The following is a 16101-nucleotide window of genomic DNA, read 5'->3' on the forward strand; positions in this document are numbered from 1 at the left end:
TTTATCAAATTCAATCAGATCATAAAGATCATGAGCGGCTTGCACATTGATCAAATCCGGGGATCAAATCTGGCGGGATCAAATCTGGGACAGGCGCGGGAGCGGACGTGCGGTGTTGCCTCAGGCAACACGGCTCATTTCGCCGGCGCCCGGTTCCGGTGCCAAGGCAGGCGCAGGGTCGGATGGGTCGCGGTCTTTGCCGCTTTCATCGGGTTTTGCGTTGTCCGTGACGGCGGTGCGGTGATCCGGCGCAGGATATCCATGCCGGCGATAGTGAGCGCGAGACGGTTCGGTGCCACGAGATAGAGCGTCTCCCAATGCGGCTTGTAGAGCGATTTGAAACGTCTGAGCCCTTCGGCGCCGGACCGTGCCAGGAATTTCTTGCGCAGGAAGCGGGTCATGACGGTGCAATCCTCGCCCTGCCAGGGCACGGCGGCCAGAGAGAGCCGCGGGCATTTGCGCTCTTTCGCGGCCAGAATGGCCTTGGTGATCAAAAGCTGTACCGTGCCATCGGGCGCGGCCTCGCCCGAGCGCATCAGATCGAGCGTCATCTCGTTGCGGGTCTCGTGCAGGGACACGAAGGCGACGAGATTGGTGCCTTGCCAGGCCAGAAAGACGCGCTGGCAGGAGATGTAATCGCGATCATAGGTGCCCATGGAAAAGCCGCGTTCCTTGCCGCGCGCCGCGCGCCATTCCTTGGCCACCCGGTCCATCTGATCGAGCGGCAGGTTGCGCTCGCCCTCGGTGACGGTGACGCCGGCCTCTTCGGCCTTGCGCAGATAGCGGCGCAGCTGTCGGGCTTTCGAGCCTTCGAGGCTGAACTCGGCGGGGGTGAGCCAGGCTTCCTCGGCGGTGGGCAGCACCACCCATCCGGCCTTGCGGGCAGAGGCGGCCATGCGGGCGCCGCATTTGTAGATCGCCGGCATGCGGTAGCGCCGGGCAGCGGTGCGGGCCAGTGCCGTGCGGGTGGCCGAGGGGCAGGCGCGCGCGGCCAATGGGTCCGAGAGCATGACCAGTGATTGCCCGATCGGGGCGGCGAGCCCCAGCGCCGTGCCATCGGCGGCGGTCAACAGCGAGAAATCGCGGGTCCTGAGCAGGTTGGCCTCGGCGCGGGGCGCGGCGAAAATCTGTTGTTCGAGGCGGGGCGCCAGGAAAGGCGAGCGTTCGGTTGCCACCAGACGCGGTTCCTGCAACAGATTGCATTTGCGCGGACCGCGCAGGATCACCAGCGCCGAGATGCTCGCCGGGATGGCGTAATAGATCAGACGAAAGGCGACGACCGCGCCGAGAAGCGGTTCGAGCGGGATATCCGGCAGGAGCGAGGTGAGCGTTGCCTCGAACGGGCCGACACCGCCGGGGGTCGAGCCGATGAGACCGGCGCCCAGCGAAAACAGATAGGCGGCGATGGTGTGGCCCAGCGGCAGGTGCAGCGCATCGGGCAACATGACAAACAACGCCAGCCCGGCACAGATCGTGTCGATCGCGGCCAGACCGACCACGGTGGCCATGGTTCTGAGCGAGGGCCAGGGCAGGCGCACGAGCCGGCGCGGCGGGTAGACCGAGAGCGCCGCCATGATGAGGAAAAGCGCAATGGCACCGGTGGCCAGGGTTTTCATCCAGGGCACATCGGGCTGGAACAACAGAAGCGCCGCGGCGGCCACCACGGCCCAGCCGGTGAGAAAGGAGAGCGCCACGGCGCCCGAGAGCCGGGCCGCCTGCCAGAGCGTGAGTTCCGGCAACATGCGCCAGCGAATGAGCGTGCCGGTGAGCGCCCCGAACCCCAGGGCCTGCGACAGGCCGATGGCGACGATGCCCGAACGCCGCGCGGCGGCGTCGGAAATTCCGGTGCCGAGCTGGGCGTGCAGGACCCGGTCGTAATGCCCGACGGCCCAGAAACTCGCGGTGGTGGCCAGCGCCGCCAGGGCCCATTGCCAAAGCTCGACGGTGGCGACGGTGGCAAACACCGCCCTGACATCGAGATGGGCGGCCTTTTCCCACAGCAGCCAGCCGAAGAACAGCATCACCGCGAGCGGCAGCGCCTGTTTGCTCAGAAGTTTGCGCAGGCCTTTGCGATCGCCCTCTGTCGTGAGAGAGGGCGTCTTGTTTCCTGCCTGCTTCGGGGCCTGATTTCGGGCCTGTTTCCGGACGTGTTTCTGCCCGGAAGCAGGCAGGGTTCCGGCGCCGGCGTGTTTGAGGGCCTCTTCGATGTCGCTCTGGCTGTGTCGCATGGACCGTTCTGTCTTTCCGTCTTGGCGCGCAGCGCGATCGGGGCCGGTGGACGCCCGTCCCTGCGCGCTGCGGGGCGTGTTTGCTCCAAGAATAGGCAGGCTTTGCCAACATTCGATTAAAGAGGTGGCGGAAATTTCACCGCGACGGCGGCGGTATGCCGCGCGGGGAGGGCGACGAAAGGAAGAGGCCCGTACAGATGCACGGGCCTCCGGAGCCTGACGCCGAGGCGTAGCCGATAAGGTCTGAGCGGCCCGAGGTCGGGTGCGTTAGCCTGTGGCGAGTTCCGCCTTGGCGTCGGCCAGGAAGGCCGCGTATTTTTCGCGCACGGTCATGGCGGTGGCCGCCGGGCCGAGATCCTCGGTGACCTTGGCGATGACATCTTCGGCTCCGGCCTCTTTGAGATCGGCGCGGATCACATCGCGCACATAGGCCTCGAGCACGGCCCCGGTCTTGCCAAGCTGTGCCCCGGCCCAATGCGCAAGTTTCCGGTCGGCGCGGCTTTCCAGCTTGAACCGGGTCGTGGCGTCATGGGCGAATTTGTTTTCATAGCCCGCTTCACGTTCGTCGAAGGTGGTCATGGTTGGCTCCTCCAGTTTAACTCCCCGTTAAGAATTATGCCCGGCGGGCAGAGTTCCGACAAGGATGCAGATCAATGTCGCAGATGACGCCTGTGTGACGGGCGAAACGGTCCCAGAGGGGCGCACCGCGCAGCTCGGGGCAGGTGGGGCCGTTTCGGGGCGTCTCGGGCAGTCTCGGGGCCTGTCGGGGAGGAGATCGGAGAGCCGGTCCCGCCCTCGTTCTCTGAGCGGCGCGCGTGCTGCGAACTTGCTCCCGGGCGCCCCTTGCCCTAAAGAGCGCATTTGAAGAGGTCGGTGCGATGATTCCCGGCCCCATAGCACTTGGAGGCCCCATGGCGCGCCGTAAGAAAATCTACGAAGGCAAGGCGAAAACCCTCTATGAAGGTCCGGAACCGGGCACGCTGGTTCAGTACTTCAAGGATGACGCCACCGCGTTCAACGCCGAGAAGAAGGCGACGATCGAGGGCAAGGGCGTTTTGAACAACCGCCTGTCCGAGTTTTTCATGACCGGGCTGACCTCGCTGGGCATTCCGAACCATTTCATCAAGCGCCTGAACATGCGCGAGCAGTTGATCCGCCAATGCGAGATCATCCCGCTCGAAGTCATCGTGCGCAACTATGCCGCCGGGTCGATGGCGAAACGTCTCGGCCTCGAAGAGGGCATGCGCCTGCCGCGGCCGATCATCGAGTTCTCCTACAAGGACGATGCGCTTGGCGATCCGCTGGTGCCGGAAGAATATATCATCGCCTTTGGCTGGGCCTCGCAGCAGGATCTCGACGACATCGTGGCGCTGGCCTTGCGGGTCAACGACTACATGTCCGGCGTGATGTATGGCGTCGGCATCAAGCTCGTCGATTTCAAGATCGAGATCGGGCGTGTCTGGGATGGCGATTTCATGCGGCTCATCGTGGCCGATGAGATTTCGCCCGACTCGTGTCGTCTGTGGGACATCGAGAGCGGTCAGAAGCTCGACAAGGACGTGTTCCGCCGCGATCTCGGTTCGCTCACCGATGCCTATACCGAAGTGGCGCGGCGCCTTGGTGTCCTGCCCACCAATGGCCCGATCGGCGACAAGCCGACGCTGATCAACTAACCACTGCCCGAAAGAGGATTGCCCCGATGAAAGCCCGCGTCTTTGTCATGCTGAAAACCGGAGTTCTGGACCCGCAGGGCGCCGCCGTGCAACACGCGTTGGGTGCGCTTGGCTTCGAGGGTGTCAACGAGGTCCGTCAGGGCAAGGTGATCGAGCTCGATCTCGCCGAGGGCACCACGGAAGAGACGATCAAGGAGATGTGCGAGAAGCTCCTCGCCAACACCGTGATCGAGAGCTACCGGGTTGAATTGCTCTGAAGCTCAGATACTCAAGATAAGATCGTGCGAAAGCCGCTCCATCCGGGGCGGCTTTTGTCTTTGGCGGTTTTTAGTTCTTTGGGGAATTTAGTATGGAGCGTCTGCGCTGGCCCGTGGGAGAGCGCTTCGACCTCTGTGGTCGTCGTTTTATCTGTGCCAAATTTGCGAAAGTTCAATCTGTTGCGCGCGGGAGAAAATGCGCTCGCCCGCCGGGACGGGCCAGCGCAGGCGCGGCGGCTTCGCCTTGTCCCGCGCCGATGCGCTTCGTTCAAAAGGCAGTAAGGTCCCGCAAAGAGATCATTCCACCTCTGCCGAAACGGCGAACTGCGGCGCCTTTTCGAACGGGCGCGCTGGGGTCATTTCGAGCGTGGCAAGCGCGCCGGGCAGCCTGCCGCGGGTGCGGCTATAGGCGGTGACCAAGAGGCTTTCGGCCCAGGCGCCATTGGCGCGGACCAGTTCGTGCGTGTCGAAGATCAGATGGCAATAGCGTGCCATGCGGCAGGCGGGGCGGGGCGTGACCCCGGGCAGCGACAACAATTTCCTGGCCGCGACGAGATGGTCGGGCGCGTCTTGGGGCAGGGCGATCCGGTGCTGTGGCGAGACCAGAAGCTCACGCGCCGGAAAGCCCGGGCCAAGTGCCCCGGGCTTGATACGAATGGGTTTCATCCTGTGCGGTCCGTCCCGGAACCGGTAGGTCATCGCGCGCATCAGCCGCAGCGGCTGATAGCCGTGGTCATAGGTCAGGATGCGATCGCCGGGGTGCAGGGTCTCGACCGGGCGCGGACCATCGGCCGTGTCGATTAGCGTGCCCTGGAGAAAACAGATCGTGCCCGAGGCAAAGGAAAAATCAGACGCGGATTGGGTGGTGTAGTTCAGCCATTTCACCTGGGTGACCGAGCCGTCGGGCAGGGAGATCAGCGTGCCCCAGTTGCCATCGTCGCTGAGATAGGGCTCGAGATCGGCATAGGTGTTGATGCCGGGGTAATCGATCAGAAGAACATCACCATCGGCGGCGGAATAGTCCTCGATCGTGTCGAGCCCGCTGCCATCGGCGATGATGAACGTATCGGCCCCGGCATGGCCATAGATCGTATCATCGCCGGCGCCGCCACGGATCGTATCATCGCCGTCACCGGCATAGATCAGGTCATTGCCGGCGCCGCCCAGGAGGATGTCATTGCCGGCCCCGCCATAGAGCGTGTCATTGCCATCGCCGCCATAGACATAATCATTGCCGTCATCGCCGAACAGCGTGTCATCGCCGGCCTCGCCATAGATCGTGTCGTCGCCACCGTCGCCCTGAACCCAGTCGGCGCCGTCGCCGGCATAGATCGTGTCGCCGCCATCGGCGGAATTGGTGCCGTCATTACCGAGAATCTGGTCGTCGCCGGCACCGCCATAGATGGTATCCGCCCCATCGCCGCCGGCGATGGAGTCATTTTCTGATGTCCCTTCTAGGTTGTCGTCACCACTGGTGCCGTTGATTTGTGCCATGCCTGCGGACCGCTCTTTTCGGCCCAAGCGTTACAGGGCAAGACTTTAGAAACTATAAATCATGACCCGGTTGGGGCCGGAAAAAACAGGCGGTGCGCGGCGGTGATCTTGGCGGTTTTGCACAGGATCCGGGTCGCTTTTGCGGCGGCCGGTCGGCATGCAGAAGGTCCGCACCCAAAGTTTGGAATTTCAAAGCTTTAAGGGTGCGCTGATCTCGGAACAAGGAGACCCGTCATGAGTTTGAAATCCGCGTTGATTTTCCAAGGACTGCCGACGCTCACCGCCCATGCCCTGAGGCTGGGGATGCCGGATGCCAATGGCCAACCGGCCGAATATGTGCTGAACCCCTATGACGCCGCGCCGTGCCGTCATTGCCTGAACCATGTGCCGAAGGGGCAGGGGATGCTGATCTGTGGCCACCGGCCGTTTTCAGCGCCGCAGCCCTATGCCGAGACCGGGCCGATCTTTCTCTGTGCTGCCGACTGTGCGCCCTATCGCGGCGAGAGCCTGCCCGAGGTGCTGACCAGCTCTCCGGATTATCTCGTGAAGGGCTACGGCGCCGATGAGCGCATCGTCTATGGCACGGGCCGGGTGACGCCGCGAGGCGAGATCGAGAGCTATTGCGCCGAGCTGCTGGCGCGCGACGGAATCGCCTTTGTCGACATCCGCTCAGCGCGCAACAATTGCTGGCAGGTTCGGGTGACAGGCTAGGCAGGGTTTGCGGGCAAGGCGCAGGTATCGTATCAGGGGGAGCTCATTTATGTATTCCCGATCACAAGGTTTTGCCGATGTTTCCTTGCCTCAAACCTTTCGCAGCTGTGCTGGCCTTTGCCTCCGCTCAGGCGGTTTTGCCAGAGCTGGCCGCGGCGCAAGACGTCACCCGTTTTCACCACAAGCAATGGCAGGCCGAATGCGGGCCGGACTATTGCACGCTCATGCCGCGCGCCGAGCCGCATTTTGCCCTGATGCGCGGTCATCGCGGTGGGCCCTGGGTGTTGAGTTTCGAGACCGATGCCGATGCCGCTGGTCGCTTTTCGATCGACGGCAAGGGGGTCGACTGGGCCGTCGGTCAGAAGATGCCATTCCCCGAGGCGCTTCTGGACGGAAACATCTTTGAAATCGCGTATTTTGAGGCGGGGGAAGAGGCCGGTTTCGGCACCGGGTCGTCTCTGGCCGGGATCAAGGCGGCGCTGATCTGGGCCGAAGCGCAACAGCCCGCGACGAAAATGGCGCGTATGCTGGAACTCAGGCAACCGGATTGGGCCGCGCTCGAGGCGCAGGCCGTAGAGATGACCCGGCAGAGCTGCGATATCCCGATGGAACATGTCTCGAACGGGCGCGGGGCGCAAATGATCCCCGATCACCCCGAGCTGCGGGTCCTGGAGCATCCATGTTGGATGGCGGCCTATAATACCGGCTCGACGGTCTATCTCCTGGGGCCGATGATTGACGGCGTGGCCCCTGTGCGGGCCGCCGCCCGCGCCGAGGGCGAGGATGTGCCGGAGGTGGGGCTCTACGCACTCTCGGGCGACATCATGACCAGCGGCTCCAAGGGGCGTGGGGTCGGGGATTGCTTTACCCGCGAGACCTGGCGCTTTGACGGGTTCGTCTACCAGTTGGAGCGCCGGATTGTCGACGATGACTGTGACGGGAAACTCATTCCGCGTCTGGTTTGGCCGAATTAGCATTCAGAGGTCGGGCCCGACCGGGTTTGAAGGCTTGATCCAGGCGCCGAGCCGGCGTATCAGGCGCATGAACCGCCTTGTGCCCAGCCCCGAACAGGAGTTCCGCCCGATGAAAGCCGCCGTTCTGCAATTCCCCGGCTCCAATTGCGACCGTGACATGTACACGGCGCTCAAGAATGCCGGTGCCGATGTCACCATGGTCTGGCACAAGGATGCGGTGCTGCCCGACGGTGTCGACGTGGTGGGCGTGCCCGGTGGTTTCTCCTATGGCGATTACCTGCGCTGTGGCGCGATTGCCGCCAATTCGCCCATTGTGGCCGCGCTGAAGGCGCATGTCGAACGTGGCGGCTATGCGTTCGGGATCTGCAACGGTTTTCAGGTCCTGACCGAAGCCAAGCTGCTGCCCGGCGCGCTGTTGCGCAATGCCGGTCTGAAATATATCTGCAAGACCGTGCCGCTGGCGGTCGAGAGCACGGACAGCCCCTATACCAATGCCTACGCCCAGGGCCAGCATATCGGGGTGCCGATTGCTCATCATGATGGCAATTATACCGCCGATGCCGAGACCCTCGATCGGCTCGAGGGCGAGGGCCAGGTGGTGTTCCGCTATCTCGACAACCCCAATGGTTCGGATCGCGATATCGCCGGCATCGTCTCCGGGAACCGTCGCGTGCTCGGCATGATGCCGCACCCGGAACGCGCCGCCGAAGCCGCGCATGGCAATGAAGACGGCAGGTACTTCTTCACCTCGCTCCTGGAGGCCGTGGTCTCCGCCTGAGCGGGTGGTTTCCGCCTAAACCGCGTTGATACAGGCGATAATTTGCTCAAATCGGATCAAAACCCGGGGCCAGGCGTCCCGGGTTTGTCTTTGCGCCCCTTGCAGGTGCTTGCGGCCCCGGCGTAATCTCTGAGCCATGAATGATCGCGACGCCATCGGGGATACCGCCCAAAGGGAGCGCCCCCGGACCATGACATGGACCGGGCGTCTGGCGCTATTGGCCTTTGTCGCCGGCGCCGTGGGCGTGATCTGGTTCACCAACCTGTTTCTGACCGACCGCTATACCACGGTGACGCGCTCGCGCGCCGAGGTGCGGCAAGCGCTCTATGCCGGCAACCTGATGAGCGAGCTGCAGCGCAACTCGATCGTGCCGACGCTTCTGTCGCGCGACCCGGTGCTGGTCGGCGCGTTGACGTCGAATGATTTTCAACAGACCTCGCAGCATCTGATCTCTTACGTCGAAGAGATCGGCGCGGCGGGGATCACGCTCCTCGATGAGAGCGGCCGGGTGGTCGGCGCCACCGATCGCGCGCTTTTGGGCACCAATAACCGGCAGAGCCCGAATTTCGTCGATGCGCTGCGCTCCAATGACACGATTTTCAAGGCGATGCAGCTCGACAATGGCGCCTATGAGTTCAGCTATTCTCGGCGTATCGACGTCAATGGCGCGCTTGCGGGCGTGATCGTCGTCAAGGTCGACCTAGCGCGGTTCGAGAAAAGCTGGGCGGGGATTTCCGACGCGGTGATCGTGGTCAATTCCGAGGGCAATATCATCCTCTCGACCGAACCGCGCTGGCGCTCCAAGCTTGAGGCGGAAGCGCTGGCGACCCGCGATGCGCCGACCGCGATCGAGCGGGCTTTTCAACTGACCACCGATTGGTCGACCCATCCCAATGACGCCTATCTTGGCGGCGAGGCGGTGATGCGGCTCGAGAGCCGGATTCCGTTCCGTGGCTGGCGGATGATTTCCTTTACCACCTACGCTTCGGTGCGCGAACGGGTGAACGGGTTTCTGGCGCTGGAGATCATGGGCTTTGCCATTCTCCTCTCGGGCGCCTTTTATCTGACCTCGCGCCGCGCCGTGTCGCGGGCCGGTCTGTTCCAGCGCGAAAGCGCCGAGCTGCGTCAGCTCAACGCCGCGCTGCAACGCGAGATCGCCGAGCGCAAACGCGCCGAGAAAAGCCTGGAGGTGGCGGAACAGACCTTGGCGCAGAGCTCCAAACTTGCGGTTCTGGGCGAGATGTCGGCGGCGGTCAGCCATGAGCTGAACCAGCCGCTGGCGGCGATGAAGACCTATCTCGCGGGCGCGCGGCTCTTGATCAAACGCAAGCGCAGCGAAGAGGCGCTGGCCTCCTTCGGGCGGATCGACGATCTGATCGAACGCATGGGCGCAATCACCAAACAGTTGAAATCCTATGCCCGCAAGGGCTCCGATCATCTGCAACAGATCGATCTGCGCGACTGCGTCGCCTCGGCGCTCTCGATGATGGAACCGCAGTTCAAGCAAGGATCGGTCGAGATCATCCGTACCCTGCCGCCGGAACCGGTGGTGGTCGATGGTGACCGGGTGCGCCTCGAACAGGTGTTGGTGAACTTGCTCAGAAACGCGTTTGACGCCAGCAACGCCTCGGACGAACCTCAGATCGAGATCATCGTCGCGGGCGGCACCCAGGCCAGCGTGACGGTGCGCGACAATGGCTCCGGGATCAAGGATCTCGAGACGCTGTTCGAGCCGTTCTACACCACCAAGGCGCCCGGCGACGGGGTGGGCTTGGGCCTCGCGATCTCGTCGGGCATCGTGGCCGAGCTCGGTGGTCGGTTGATGGCGCGGAACCGTCCCACCGGCGGGGCCGCATTCGAAATGATCCTGCCGCTCTCGCAAGAGGGGCGGGAAGCGGCGGAATAACCCCGCTCAGACGTTTAAGGTTCAGGGATTGAACCGGAGGAGAGAAGGAAAGCCCATGGCGACAGCAATGAAAATCGCGATTGTCGATGACGAGCAGGACATGCGTCAGTCGATCAGCCAGTGGTTGGCCCTGTCGGGTTTCGACACCGAGACATTCGCCTCGGCCGAGGATGCGGTGAAAGCGCTTGGTGCGGATTACCCGGGCGCGGTGATCACCGATATCAAGATGCCGGGCATGGACGGGATGCAGTTTCTGAAAAAACTGATGAGCGTCGACAGCGGCCTGCCGGTGATCATGATCACCGGGCATGGGGATGTGCCGATGGCGGTCGAGGCGATGCGGATCGGCGCCTTTGATTTTCTCGAGAAACCGTTCAACCCGGACCGGATGACCGAGCTTGCCAAGAAAGCCACCAATGCCCGGCGGCTGACCTTGGACAACCGGGCGCTGCGCAAGGAATTGTCCGACGGCACCGGCATCATGAACAAGCTGATCGGGGCCAGCCCGGTGATGGAGCGGCTGCGCGAGGATATTCTCGATCTCGGTCAGGCCGATGGCCATGTGCTCATCGATGGCGAGACCGGCACCGGCAAGACGCTGATCGCCCATGCGCTGCATGCCGTCGGTGTGCGCGCCTCGAAGAAATTCGTCACCTTCTCCTGCGCCGGGCGCGATGAGGCGGATATCGCCAAGCGGCTGTTTGGTCCCGATCCGGACGGTCAGATTCAGCCGCTGATCGAGGAAGCGCGCGGCGGCACTCTGGTGATCGAGGATATCGAAGCCATGCCGATGACACTGCAGGCGCGGCTGTTGAAATGGATCGACGAACAGGGCACGCCGCCCGAAACCCGGATCATCGCCATTTGCAACCTGCAGGAACAGGGCCGGACCTGTGAGTCTGCACTGCGTCCCGACCTCTATTTCCGGCTGGCGGCGATGAAGATCACCACGCCGCCCTTGCGCGCGCGCGGCGAGGACATCCTGTTGCTGTTCACCCAGCTCAGCCAGCAGTTTTCCGAGGAATATGGCTGTGATGCGCCGGAAGTGTCCGCGCAGGAAGCGGCGCAGCTGTTGCAGGCGCCCTGGCCGGGCAATATCCGTCAGCTGATCAATGTCGCCGAACGTTCCGTGCTGCAAAGCCGGCGCGGCTCCGGCTCGATCACCTCGCTCTTGCTGTCGGAAAGCGATGCGCCGGAGCAGCAGACCATGACCACCGAGGGCAAGCCCCTGAAGGAATATGTCGAGGCCTTCGAACGCATGTTGATCGACAACACCATGCGCCGACACAAGGGCTCGATCGTGGCGGTGATGGACGAGCTCTGCCTGCCGCGCCGGACATTGAATGAGAAAATGGCCAAGTATGGCCTGCAGCGCTCGGATTACCTGTAAGGCATTCTGAAACATGAAAAAGGCGCTCCATGACGGAGCGCCTTTCCACATCCGGGGACAGGGGGGGGGGATTGTCTCAGATGTGATCCGCGACCCATTTCGCATAGGCCGCCATCCAGGATTTCAGGAAATCCTCGGTGCCTTCGGTGACGATCTTGCCATCCTCGTCGAACATGCCCCAGAGATTGCCGATATAGGCTTCCGGCTGTTGCATGGTCGGCATGTTCAGGAACACCAGCGGCTGACGCAGGTGGTGATTGGCGCCGAAGCCACCGATGCCCGAGGGGCTGGCGGTGACGATGCCGGCGGGTTTGCCGGCCCAGGCACTGGCGCCATAGGGGCGGGAGCCGACATCGAGCGCGTTCTTGATCGCGGCGGGCACGGAACGGTTGTATTCCGGGGTCACGAACAACACGCCATCGGCGGCTTTGATGGCCTCGCGCAGGCGGGTCCAGGCGGCAGGCGGCGTGTCCGTGTCGAGGTCTTCGTTGAAGAAGGGCAGGTCGCCGATCTCGACGAAGCTGAATTCCATCCCGTCCGGCGCCAGCTCGGTGAGGCGTTCGGCGAGTTTGCGGGTGAGCGAGCCGGCGCGCAGGGAGCCGACCAATACTGCGATTTTAGACATGGATCTTCCTTTTTGATGGGCACGCCTTCCTGCTCGGAAGTTCTGTGCGAATATGTTTGATTTCTCCTCTTTGGTATCATTTGTGTGCGATAAAGGTGAGTGAAACTTATGTGCAGCGCGGCATAGGATCTCTGTGCCCTTGCACAGAATTTCGCCTTGGGTCTGTGTCCATGCGCGGGAGATCCGAGGCGGCAGGCGCTCCGTTGCGGCCGGGCGCGGTCTCCGTGAAAGGGCATTCTTTATGCAAATCTTCAGATATTCCGGCCTATCTGGGGCTGAAATTGGGGCTCGACCCAATTTGCATGTTGTCTAAAGGCACATGCATCACTACTGATATAGGAACGCAGGTCCGCCTGACGGCAGAAGCGACTGGTGAAACGACTGGTGACATGACCGGTTCAGTCAGTTGGCCGAAACCGCCGCGGAAACCGCGTCATGAAAGATTCGCTGCATGCGAGAGTGGGAGCCTTCGGGGACGACATCGATCGATCCTCCGCACGGGCACCCTCCGCAGAGCAGACCGATACCGCCGCTTGGAATGACAAAACCACGGCACGAACCGCCCCGAAAGCCCAAAATTGAGGGCTGGTGGGATTTGAATGGGTGCAAAGGACAACAGATCCTCGATGCGCCGGAGAAGAACCGCGATGCAACGCGCAGAGGCAAGATTAGAGCACAGAGCGGGCGCCAGCGCCCCCGCCGTCTTGCCCGCGCCGCACGCCTCAAGACATCACCCGACATCACGTGCCAGACCGCTTTGCGGATCTGCGCCTGTTTCGGGTGCCGAAAGACAACTTACATGGCAAAGAAAATGCTCATCGACGCCACTCACGCGGAGGAAACCCGCGTCGTGGTGGTCGACGGAAACAAGGTCGAGGAATTCGACTTTGAATCGGAAAACAAACGCCAGCTCGCTGGCAATATCTATCTCGCAAAAGTAACCCGGGTCGAACCCTCGCTGCAGGCGGCTTTCGTCGATTACGGCGGCAACCGCCACGGGTTCCTGGCATTCTCGGAGATCCACCCGGATTACTACCAGATCCCGGTTGCGGATCGCGAGGCGCTGCTGGCCGAAGAGCTGGAATATGCGAAAGCCCAGGAAGAGGATGAGGAGCGCCCGAAACGCTCCCGCCGTCGTCGCACCCGCGGCAAATCCAAGGCCGAGGATGTGAAATCCGCAGATGCGGTGGAGACCAAAGAGGTCGCGGCAGACGCGCTTGAGGGCGGGGATCTCGAAGGCGATGAGGCCCCGAAGGCGATTTCCTCGATGGAGGTGATCGAGCCGGAAGCCTCTGAGGCCGATGCGCTGATCGCGGATGGTGATGTCGAAGAGGGCACCTCGCCGGCTTTCATGGTGCAGGAAACCCCGGTTGAAGAGCCGACGGAGGCATCCGAGACCCCGGAAGAGGGTGCGGGGCAGGGCGAAGAGCCGGCCACGACCGCAGAAGACGTGGCTGAAAATGGCGCCGAAAAGGCGCCTGAAGACGCGGCTGAGGCCGAAGTGGCCGACGCCGACGCCGACGCATCGAGCGATGAGGGCGGGGAAGAGGCCTCCGACGAGGATGATTCCGATGAAGAGCCGGAAACCGCCTCGGAAAAGGACGACTCGATCGAAAGCGTTGCCGACGATGACACCGATGAGGAAGTCCGTCCGCGCCGCAAACCGCGTCCGCGCAAATACAAGATCCAGGAAGTCGTCAAGGTGCGCCAGATCATGCTGGTGCAGGTCGTCAAGGAAGAGCGCGGCAACAAGGGCGCGGCGCTCACCACCTACCTGTCCCTGGCCGGTCGCTACTGTGTCCTGATGCCGAACACCGCCCGTGGCGGCGGCATCTCGCGCAAGATCACCAATGCCGCAGACCGCAAGAAACTCAAAGAGATCGCCGGTGAGCTTGAAGTGCCACAGGGCGCCGGTCTGATCATTCGGACCGCAGGCGCGCAACGCACCAAGACCGAGATCAAACGCGATTACGACTATCTCAAACGGATGTGGGAACAGATCCGCGAGCTGACGCTGAAATCTGCGGCGCCGGCGAAGATCTATGAGGAAGGCGATCTGATCCGTCGTTCGATCCGCGATCTCTACAACAAGGATATCGACGAGGTCTTCGTCGAGGGCGAGGCGGGCTTCCGCGAGGCCAAGGACTTCATGAAAATGATCATGCCGTCCCATGCCAAGAATGTGAAACATTACACAGAGCAACTGCCGCTGTTTGCCCGCTATCAGGTGGAAAGCTACCTCGGCGGCATGTTCAACCCCACGGTGCAGCTCAAATCCGGCGGGTACATCGTCATCGATGTCACCGAGGCGCTGGTCGCGGTCGACGTGAACTCCGGCCGGGCCACGAAAGAGGGCTCGATCGAGGAAACCGCGCTCAAGACCAACCTCGAGGCCGCCGAAGAGGTGGCACGTCAGGCGCGCCTGCGCGACCTTGCCGGTCTGATCGTCATCGATTTCATCGACATGGAAGAACGGCGCAACAACGCGGCGGTCGAGAAACGTCTGAAAGACAAGCTCAAGACCGACCGCGCCCGCATTCAGGTGGGCCGGATCTCGGGCTTTGGCCTGTTGGAGATGTCGCGTCAGCGTCTGCGCCCGGGCATGCTCGAGGCGACGACCCAGCCGTGCCCGCATTGTCACGGCACGGGGCTGATCCGCTCCGATGACAACATGGCGCTCACCATCCTGCGTCAACTCGAGGAAGAGGGCACACGCAAGCGCTCCCGCGAGGTGCTGCTGAAAGCGCCGGTGGCGATCGTCAACTATCTGATGAACATGAAGCGCGAAAAGATCGCCCAGATCGAAGCGCGCTATGGCATGGCGATCCGGATCGAGGCCGATCCTTTCCTGATTTCGCCGGATTTCTCCATTGAACGGTTCAAGACCGCGACCCGCGTTGTGCCGGAAGTCTCCGCGACGGTGATTTCGGCATCGGCCGATCTGATGGCCGATTACGACGAGGCAGAGGACGACGAGGATCAGGTGGAAGAGGCCGAAATCGTCACCGCCGAAGAGACCGGAGACGAGGAACAGAAGCCGAAGAAACGTCGCCGTCGCCGTCGCCGTCGCCGCAAGAATGGCGATCAGGCCGAAGGGGCCGAGAACGGTTCGGAAGAGGGTGAGACCTCGGAAGAGACCGAGGGCGACGCCTCGGAAGAAGATGCGCCCGAGACCGTTGCGACCGAGGGTGCGGAAGAGACCGCCGCCGAAGAGGTGACCGAGAAGCCGAAGCGCAAGCGTACCCGCACGCGCAAGAAGGTGGAGCCGGCGGAGGGCGAGGCCACAGAGGCAAGCGCCGAGGCCGCAACACCGGCTGCCGAGGCCGATGACGCAGAGGCGGAGGCTCCGGTCGAGGCGCCGAAACCCAAGCGCAAACGCCGCACCAAGGCGGAGATCGAGGCCGACAAGGCTGCGAAAGCTGCCGAAGCGGAGAAGGCCGCCGCCGAGAAAGCTGCCGTTGAGGGCGAAGAAAAGCCGAAACCCAAGCGCAAGCGCCGCACCAAGGCCGAGATCGAAGCCGACAAGGCCGCAAAAGCCGCCGCCGAGGCGGAGAAAGCGGCGCAGGCGGAGACGCCGGTTGACGCACCGGTCGATACGCCGGTCGAATCCCCGGTTGACGCTCCTGTCGCAGAGGCCGAGACCCCGGCGGAAACGGCGCCCGAAGCCGCAGTGGCCGAACCGGTCGAGACGGAAGCCGGAGCCGAAGAGGCTGCGCCAGTGGCAGAACCGGTGGCCGAAGCGGTCACGCCCGTGCCGGAAGAAGTCCAGCCGGAGCCGGAACTGGCCACGGCTGAGACGTCCGAGCCGGTGGCAGAGGCCGAGGCGGACAAGCCGAAACGACGCGGCTGGTGGAGCCGCGGCTAATGCGGACAGCCGATATCGAGATATGAAAGACGGCCGGGTCATTCCCGGCCGTTTTCTTTTGCGGCTTTGCGGGACGGAGGGGACCTACACTTCTGGCGCGGAACAAGGCCGAAGGCCGCCGCGTCTGCGCCTGCCCGTCCCGGCGGGCTGGCGCATTCTGATCGCGTAAAGGCCTCAGATCTAAGATGTATTTTGCACCA

General features: G+C 62.9%; 12 protein-coding genes. 8 read left to right on the forward strand and 4 right to left on the reverse strand.

The genetic code is table 11. The features are described from left to right. Positions 1–134 precede the first annotated feature (134 nt). Both BM151_RS02860 and BM151_RS02865 read right to left on the reverse strand, forming a co-directional pair. Positions 135–2228, reverse strand: a complete 2094-nt coding sequence (locus tag BM151_RS02860; protein WP_090056960.1) for a bifunctional lysylphosphatidylglycerol flippase/synthetase MprF — start codon at positions 2226–2228, stop codon at positions 135–137. Between the two features lie 267 nt (positions 2229–2495). Continuing rightward, a complete protein-coding gene (locus BM151_RS02865; protein WP_090056964.1) occupies positions 2496–2807 on the reverse strand; it encodes a DUF1476 domain-containing protein in 312 nt (103 codons plus the stop codon). Positions 2808–3139: 332 nt separating this feature from the next. Between BM151_RS02865 and purC the strand changes: the two genes are divergently transcribed. Together purC and purS are read left to right on the forward strand one after the other, a co-directional pair. Then, a complete protein-coding gene (purC, locus tag BM151_RS02870) occupies positions 3140–3901 on the forward strand; it encodes a phosphoribosylaminoimidazolesuccinocarboxamide synthase (RefSeq protein WP_090056967.1) in 762 nt (253 codons plus the stop codon). A 26-nt stretch (positions 3902–3927) separates the two neighbouring features. Continuing rightward, positions 3928–4158 carry a phosphoribosylformylglycinamidine synthase subunit PurS gene (purS, locus tag BM151_RS02875; protein WP_090056971.1) on the forward strand — a complete coding sequence of 77 codons (231 nt, stop codon included), beginning with the start codon at positions 3928–3930 and terminating at the stop codon, positions 4156–4158. Between the two features lie 297 nt (positions 4159–4455). Here the strand turns inward: purS and BM151_RS02880 are convergent, their stop codons facing one another. Further along, a complete protein-coding gene (locus BM151_RS02880) occupies positions 4456–5652 on the reverse strand; it encodes a Hint domain-containing protein (protein WP_090056975.1) in 1197 nt (398 codons plus the stop codon). 234 nt (positions 5653–5886) lie between these two features. Between BM151_RS02880 and BM151_RS02885 the strand changes: the two genes are divergently transcribed. The 5 genes from BM151_RS02885 (at position 5887) to BM151_RS02905 (ending at position 11411) form a co-directional block, all read left to right on the forward strand. After that, positions 5887–6363 (forward strand): DUF1203 domain-containing protein, encoded by a 477-nt coding sequence (locus BM151_RS02885; protein WP_177213006.1) that lies wholly within the window; start codon positions 5887–5889, stop codon positions 6361–6363. Positions 6364–6440: 77 nt separating this feature from the next. Further along, positions 6441–7337, forward strand: coding sequence for a DUF1176 domain-containing protein (locus BM151_RS02890; RefSeq protein ID WP_090056978.1), 897 nt, complete (start codon positions 6441–6443; stop codon positions 7335–7337). A gap of 109 nt (positions 7338–7446) precedes the next feature. After that, positions 7447–8115, forward strand: a complete 669-nt coding sequence (gene purQ / locus BM151_RS02895; RefSeq protein WP_090059149.1) for a phosphoribosylformylglycinamidine synthase subunit PurQ — start codon at positions 7447–7449, stop codon at positions 8113–8115. Between the two features lie 190 nt (positions 8116–8305). After that, positions 8306–10021, forward strand: a complete 1716-nt coding sequence (locus BM151_RS02900) for a sensor histidine kinase (RefSeq protein ID WP_090059150.1) — start codon at positions 8306–8308, stop codon at positions 10019–10021. 55 nt (positions 10022–10076) lie between these two features. After that, on the forward strand, positions 10077–11411 hold the full coding sequence (locus tag BM151_RS02905) for a sigma-54-dependent transcriptional regulator (protein WP_090056982.1): 1335 nt from the start codon (positions 10077–10079) through the stop codon (positions 11409–11411). Between the two features lie 76 nt (positions 11412–11487). Here BM151_RS02905 and BM151_RS02910 read toward each other — a convergent pair whose 3' ends face one another. Then, a complete protein-coding gene (locus BM151_RS02910; protein WP_090056986.1) occupies positions 11488–12036 on the reverse strand; it encodes an NADPH-dependent FMN reductase in 549 nt (182 codons plus the stop codon). Positions 12037–12835: 799 nt separating this feature from the next. On the opposite strand from BM151_RS02910, the gene BM151_RS02915 reads away from it, so the two are divergent. Then, entirely contained in the window at positions 12836–15901 is a 3066-nt protein-coding gene (locus BM151_RS02915) for an Rne/Rng family ribonuclease (RefSeq protein WP_090056989.1), read from the forward strand. Positions 15902–16101 lie beyond the last annotated feature (200 nt).

Origin of the sequence: Celeribacter neptunius, from assembly GCF_900113955.1 — a bacterium.
Taxonomy (GTDB): Bacteria; Pseudomonadota; Alphaproteobacteria; order Rhodobacterales; family Rhodobacteraceae; genus Celeribacter; species Celeribacter neptunius.

Bases quoted from the DNA above. Each gene is read 5' to 3' on its own strand.
- BM151_RS02860 (WP_090056960.1), bottom strand. From the start codon at position 2,228: ATGCGACACAGCCAGAGCGACATCGAAGAGGCCCTCAAACACGCCGGC.
- BM151_RS02865 (WP_090056964.1), bottom strand. From the start codon at position 2,807: ATGACCACCTTCGACGAACGTGAAGCGGGCTATGAAAACAAATTCGCC.
- purC (WP_090056967.1), top strand. From the start codon at position 3,140: ATGGCGCGCCGTAAGAAAATCTACGAAGGCAAGGCGAAAACCCTCTAT.
- purS (WP_090056971.1), top strand. From the start codon at position 3,928: ATGAAAGCCCGCGTCTTTGTCATGCTGAAAACCGGAGTTCTGGACCCG.
- BM151_RS02880 (WP_090056975.1), bottom strand. From the start codon at position 5,652: ATGGCACAAATCAACGGCACCAGTGGTGACGACAACCTAGAAGGGACA.
- BM151_RS02885 (WP_177213006.1), top strand. From the start codon at position 5,887: ATGAGTTTGAAATCCGCGTTGATTTTCCAAGGACTGCCGACGCTCACC.
- BM151_RS02890 (WP_090056978.1), top strand. From the start codon at position 6,441: ATGTTTCCTTGCCTCAAACCTTTCGCAGCTGTGCTGGCCTTTGCCTCC.
- purQ (WP_090059149.1), top strand. From the start codon at position 7,447: ATGAAAGCCGCCGTTCTGCAATTCCCCGGCTCCAATTGCGACCGTGAC.
- BM151_RS02900 (WP_090059150.1), top strand. From the start codon at position 8,306: ATGACATGGACCGGGCGTCTGGCGCTATTGGCCTTTGTCGCCGGCGCC.
- BM151_RS02905 (WP_090056982.1), top strand. From the start codon at position 10,077: ATGGCGACAGCAATGAAAATCGCGATTGTCGATGACGAGCAGGACATG.
- BM151_RS02910 (WP_090056986.1), bottom strand. From the start codon at position 12,036: ATGTCTAAAATCGCAGTATTGGTCGGCTCCCTGCGCGCCGGCTCGCTC.
- BM151_RS02915 (WP_090056989.1), top strand. From the start codon at position 12,836: ATGGCAAAGAAAATGCTCATCGACGCCACTCACGCGGAGGAAACCCGC.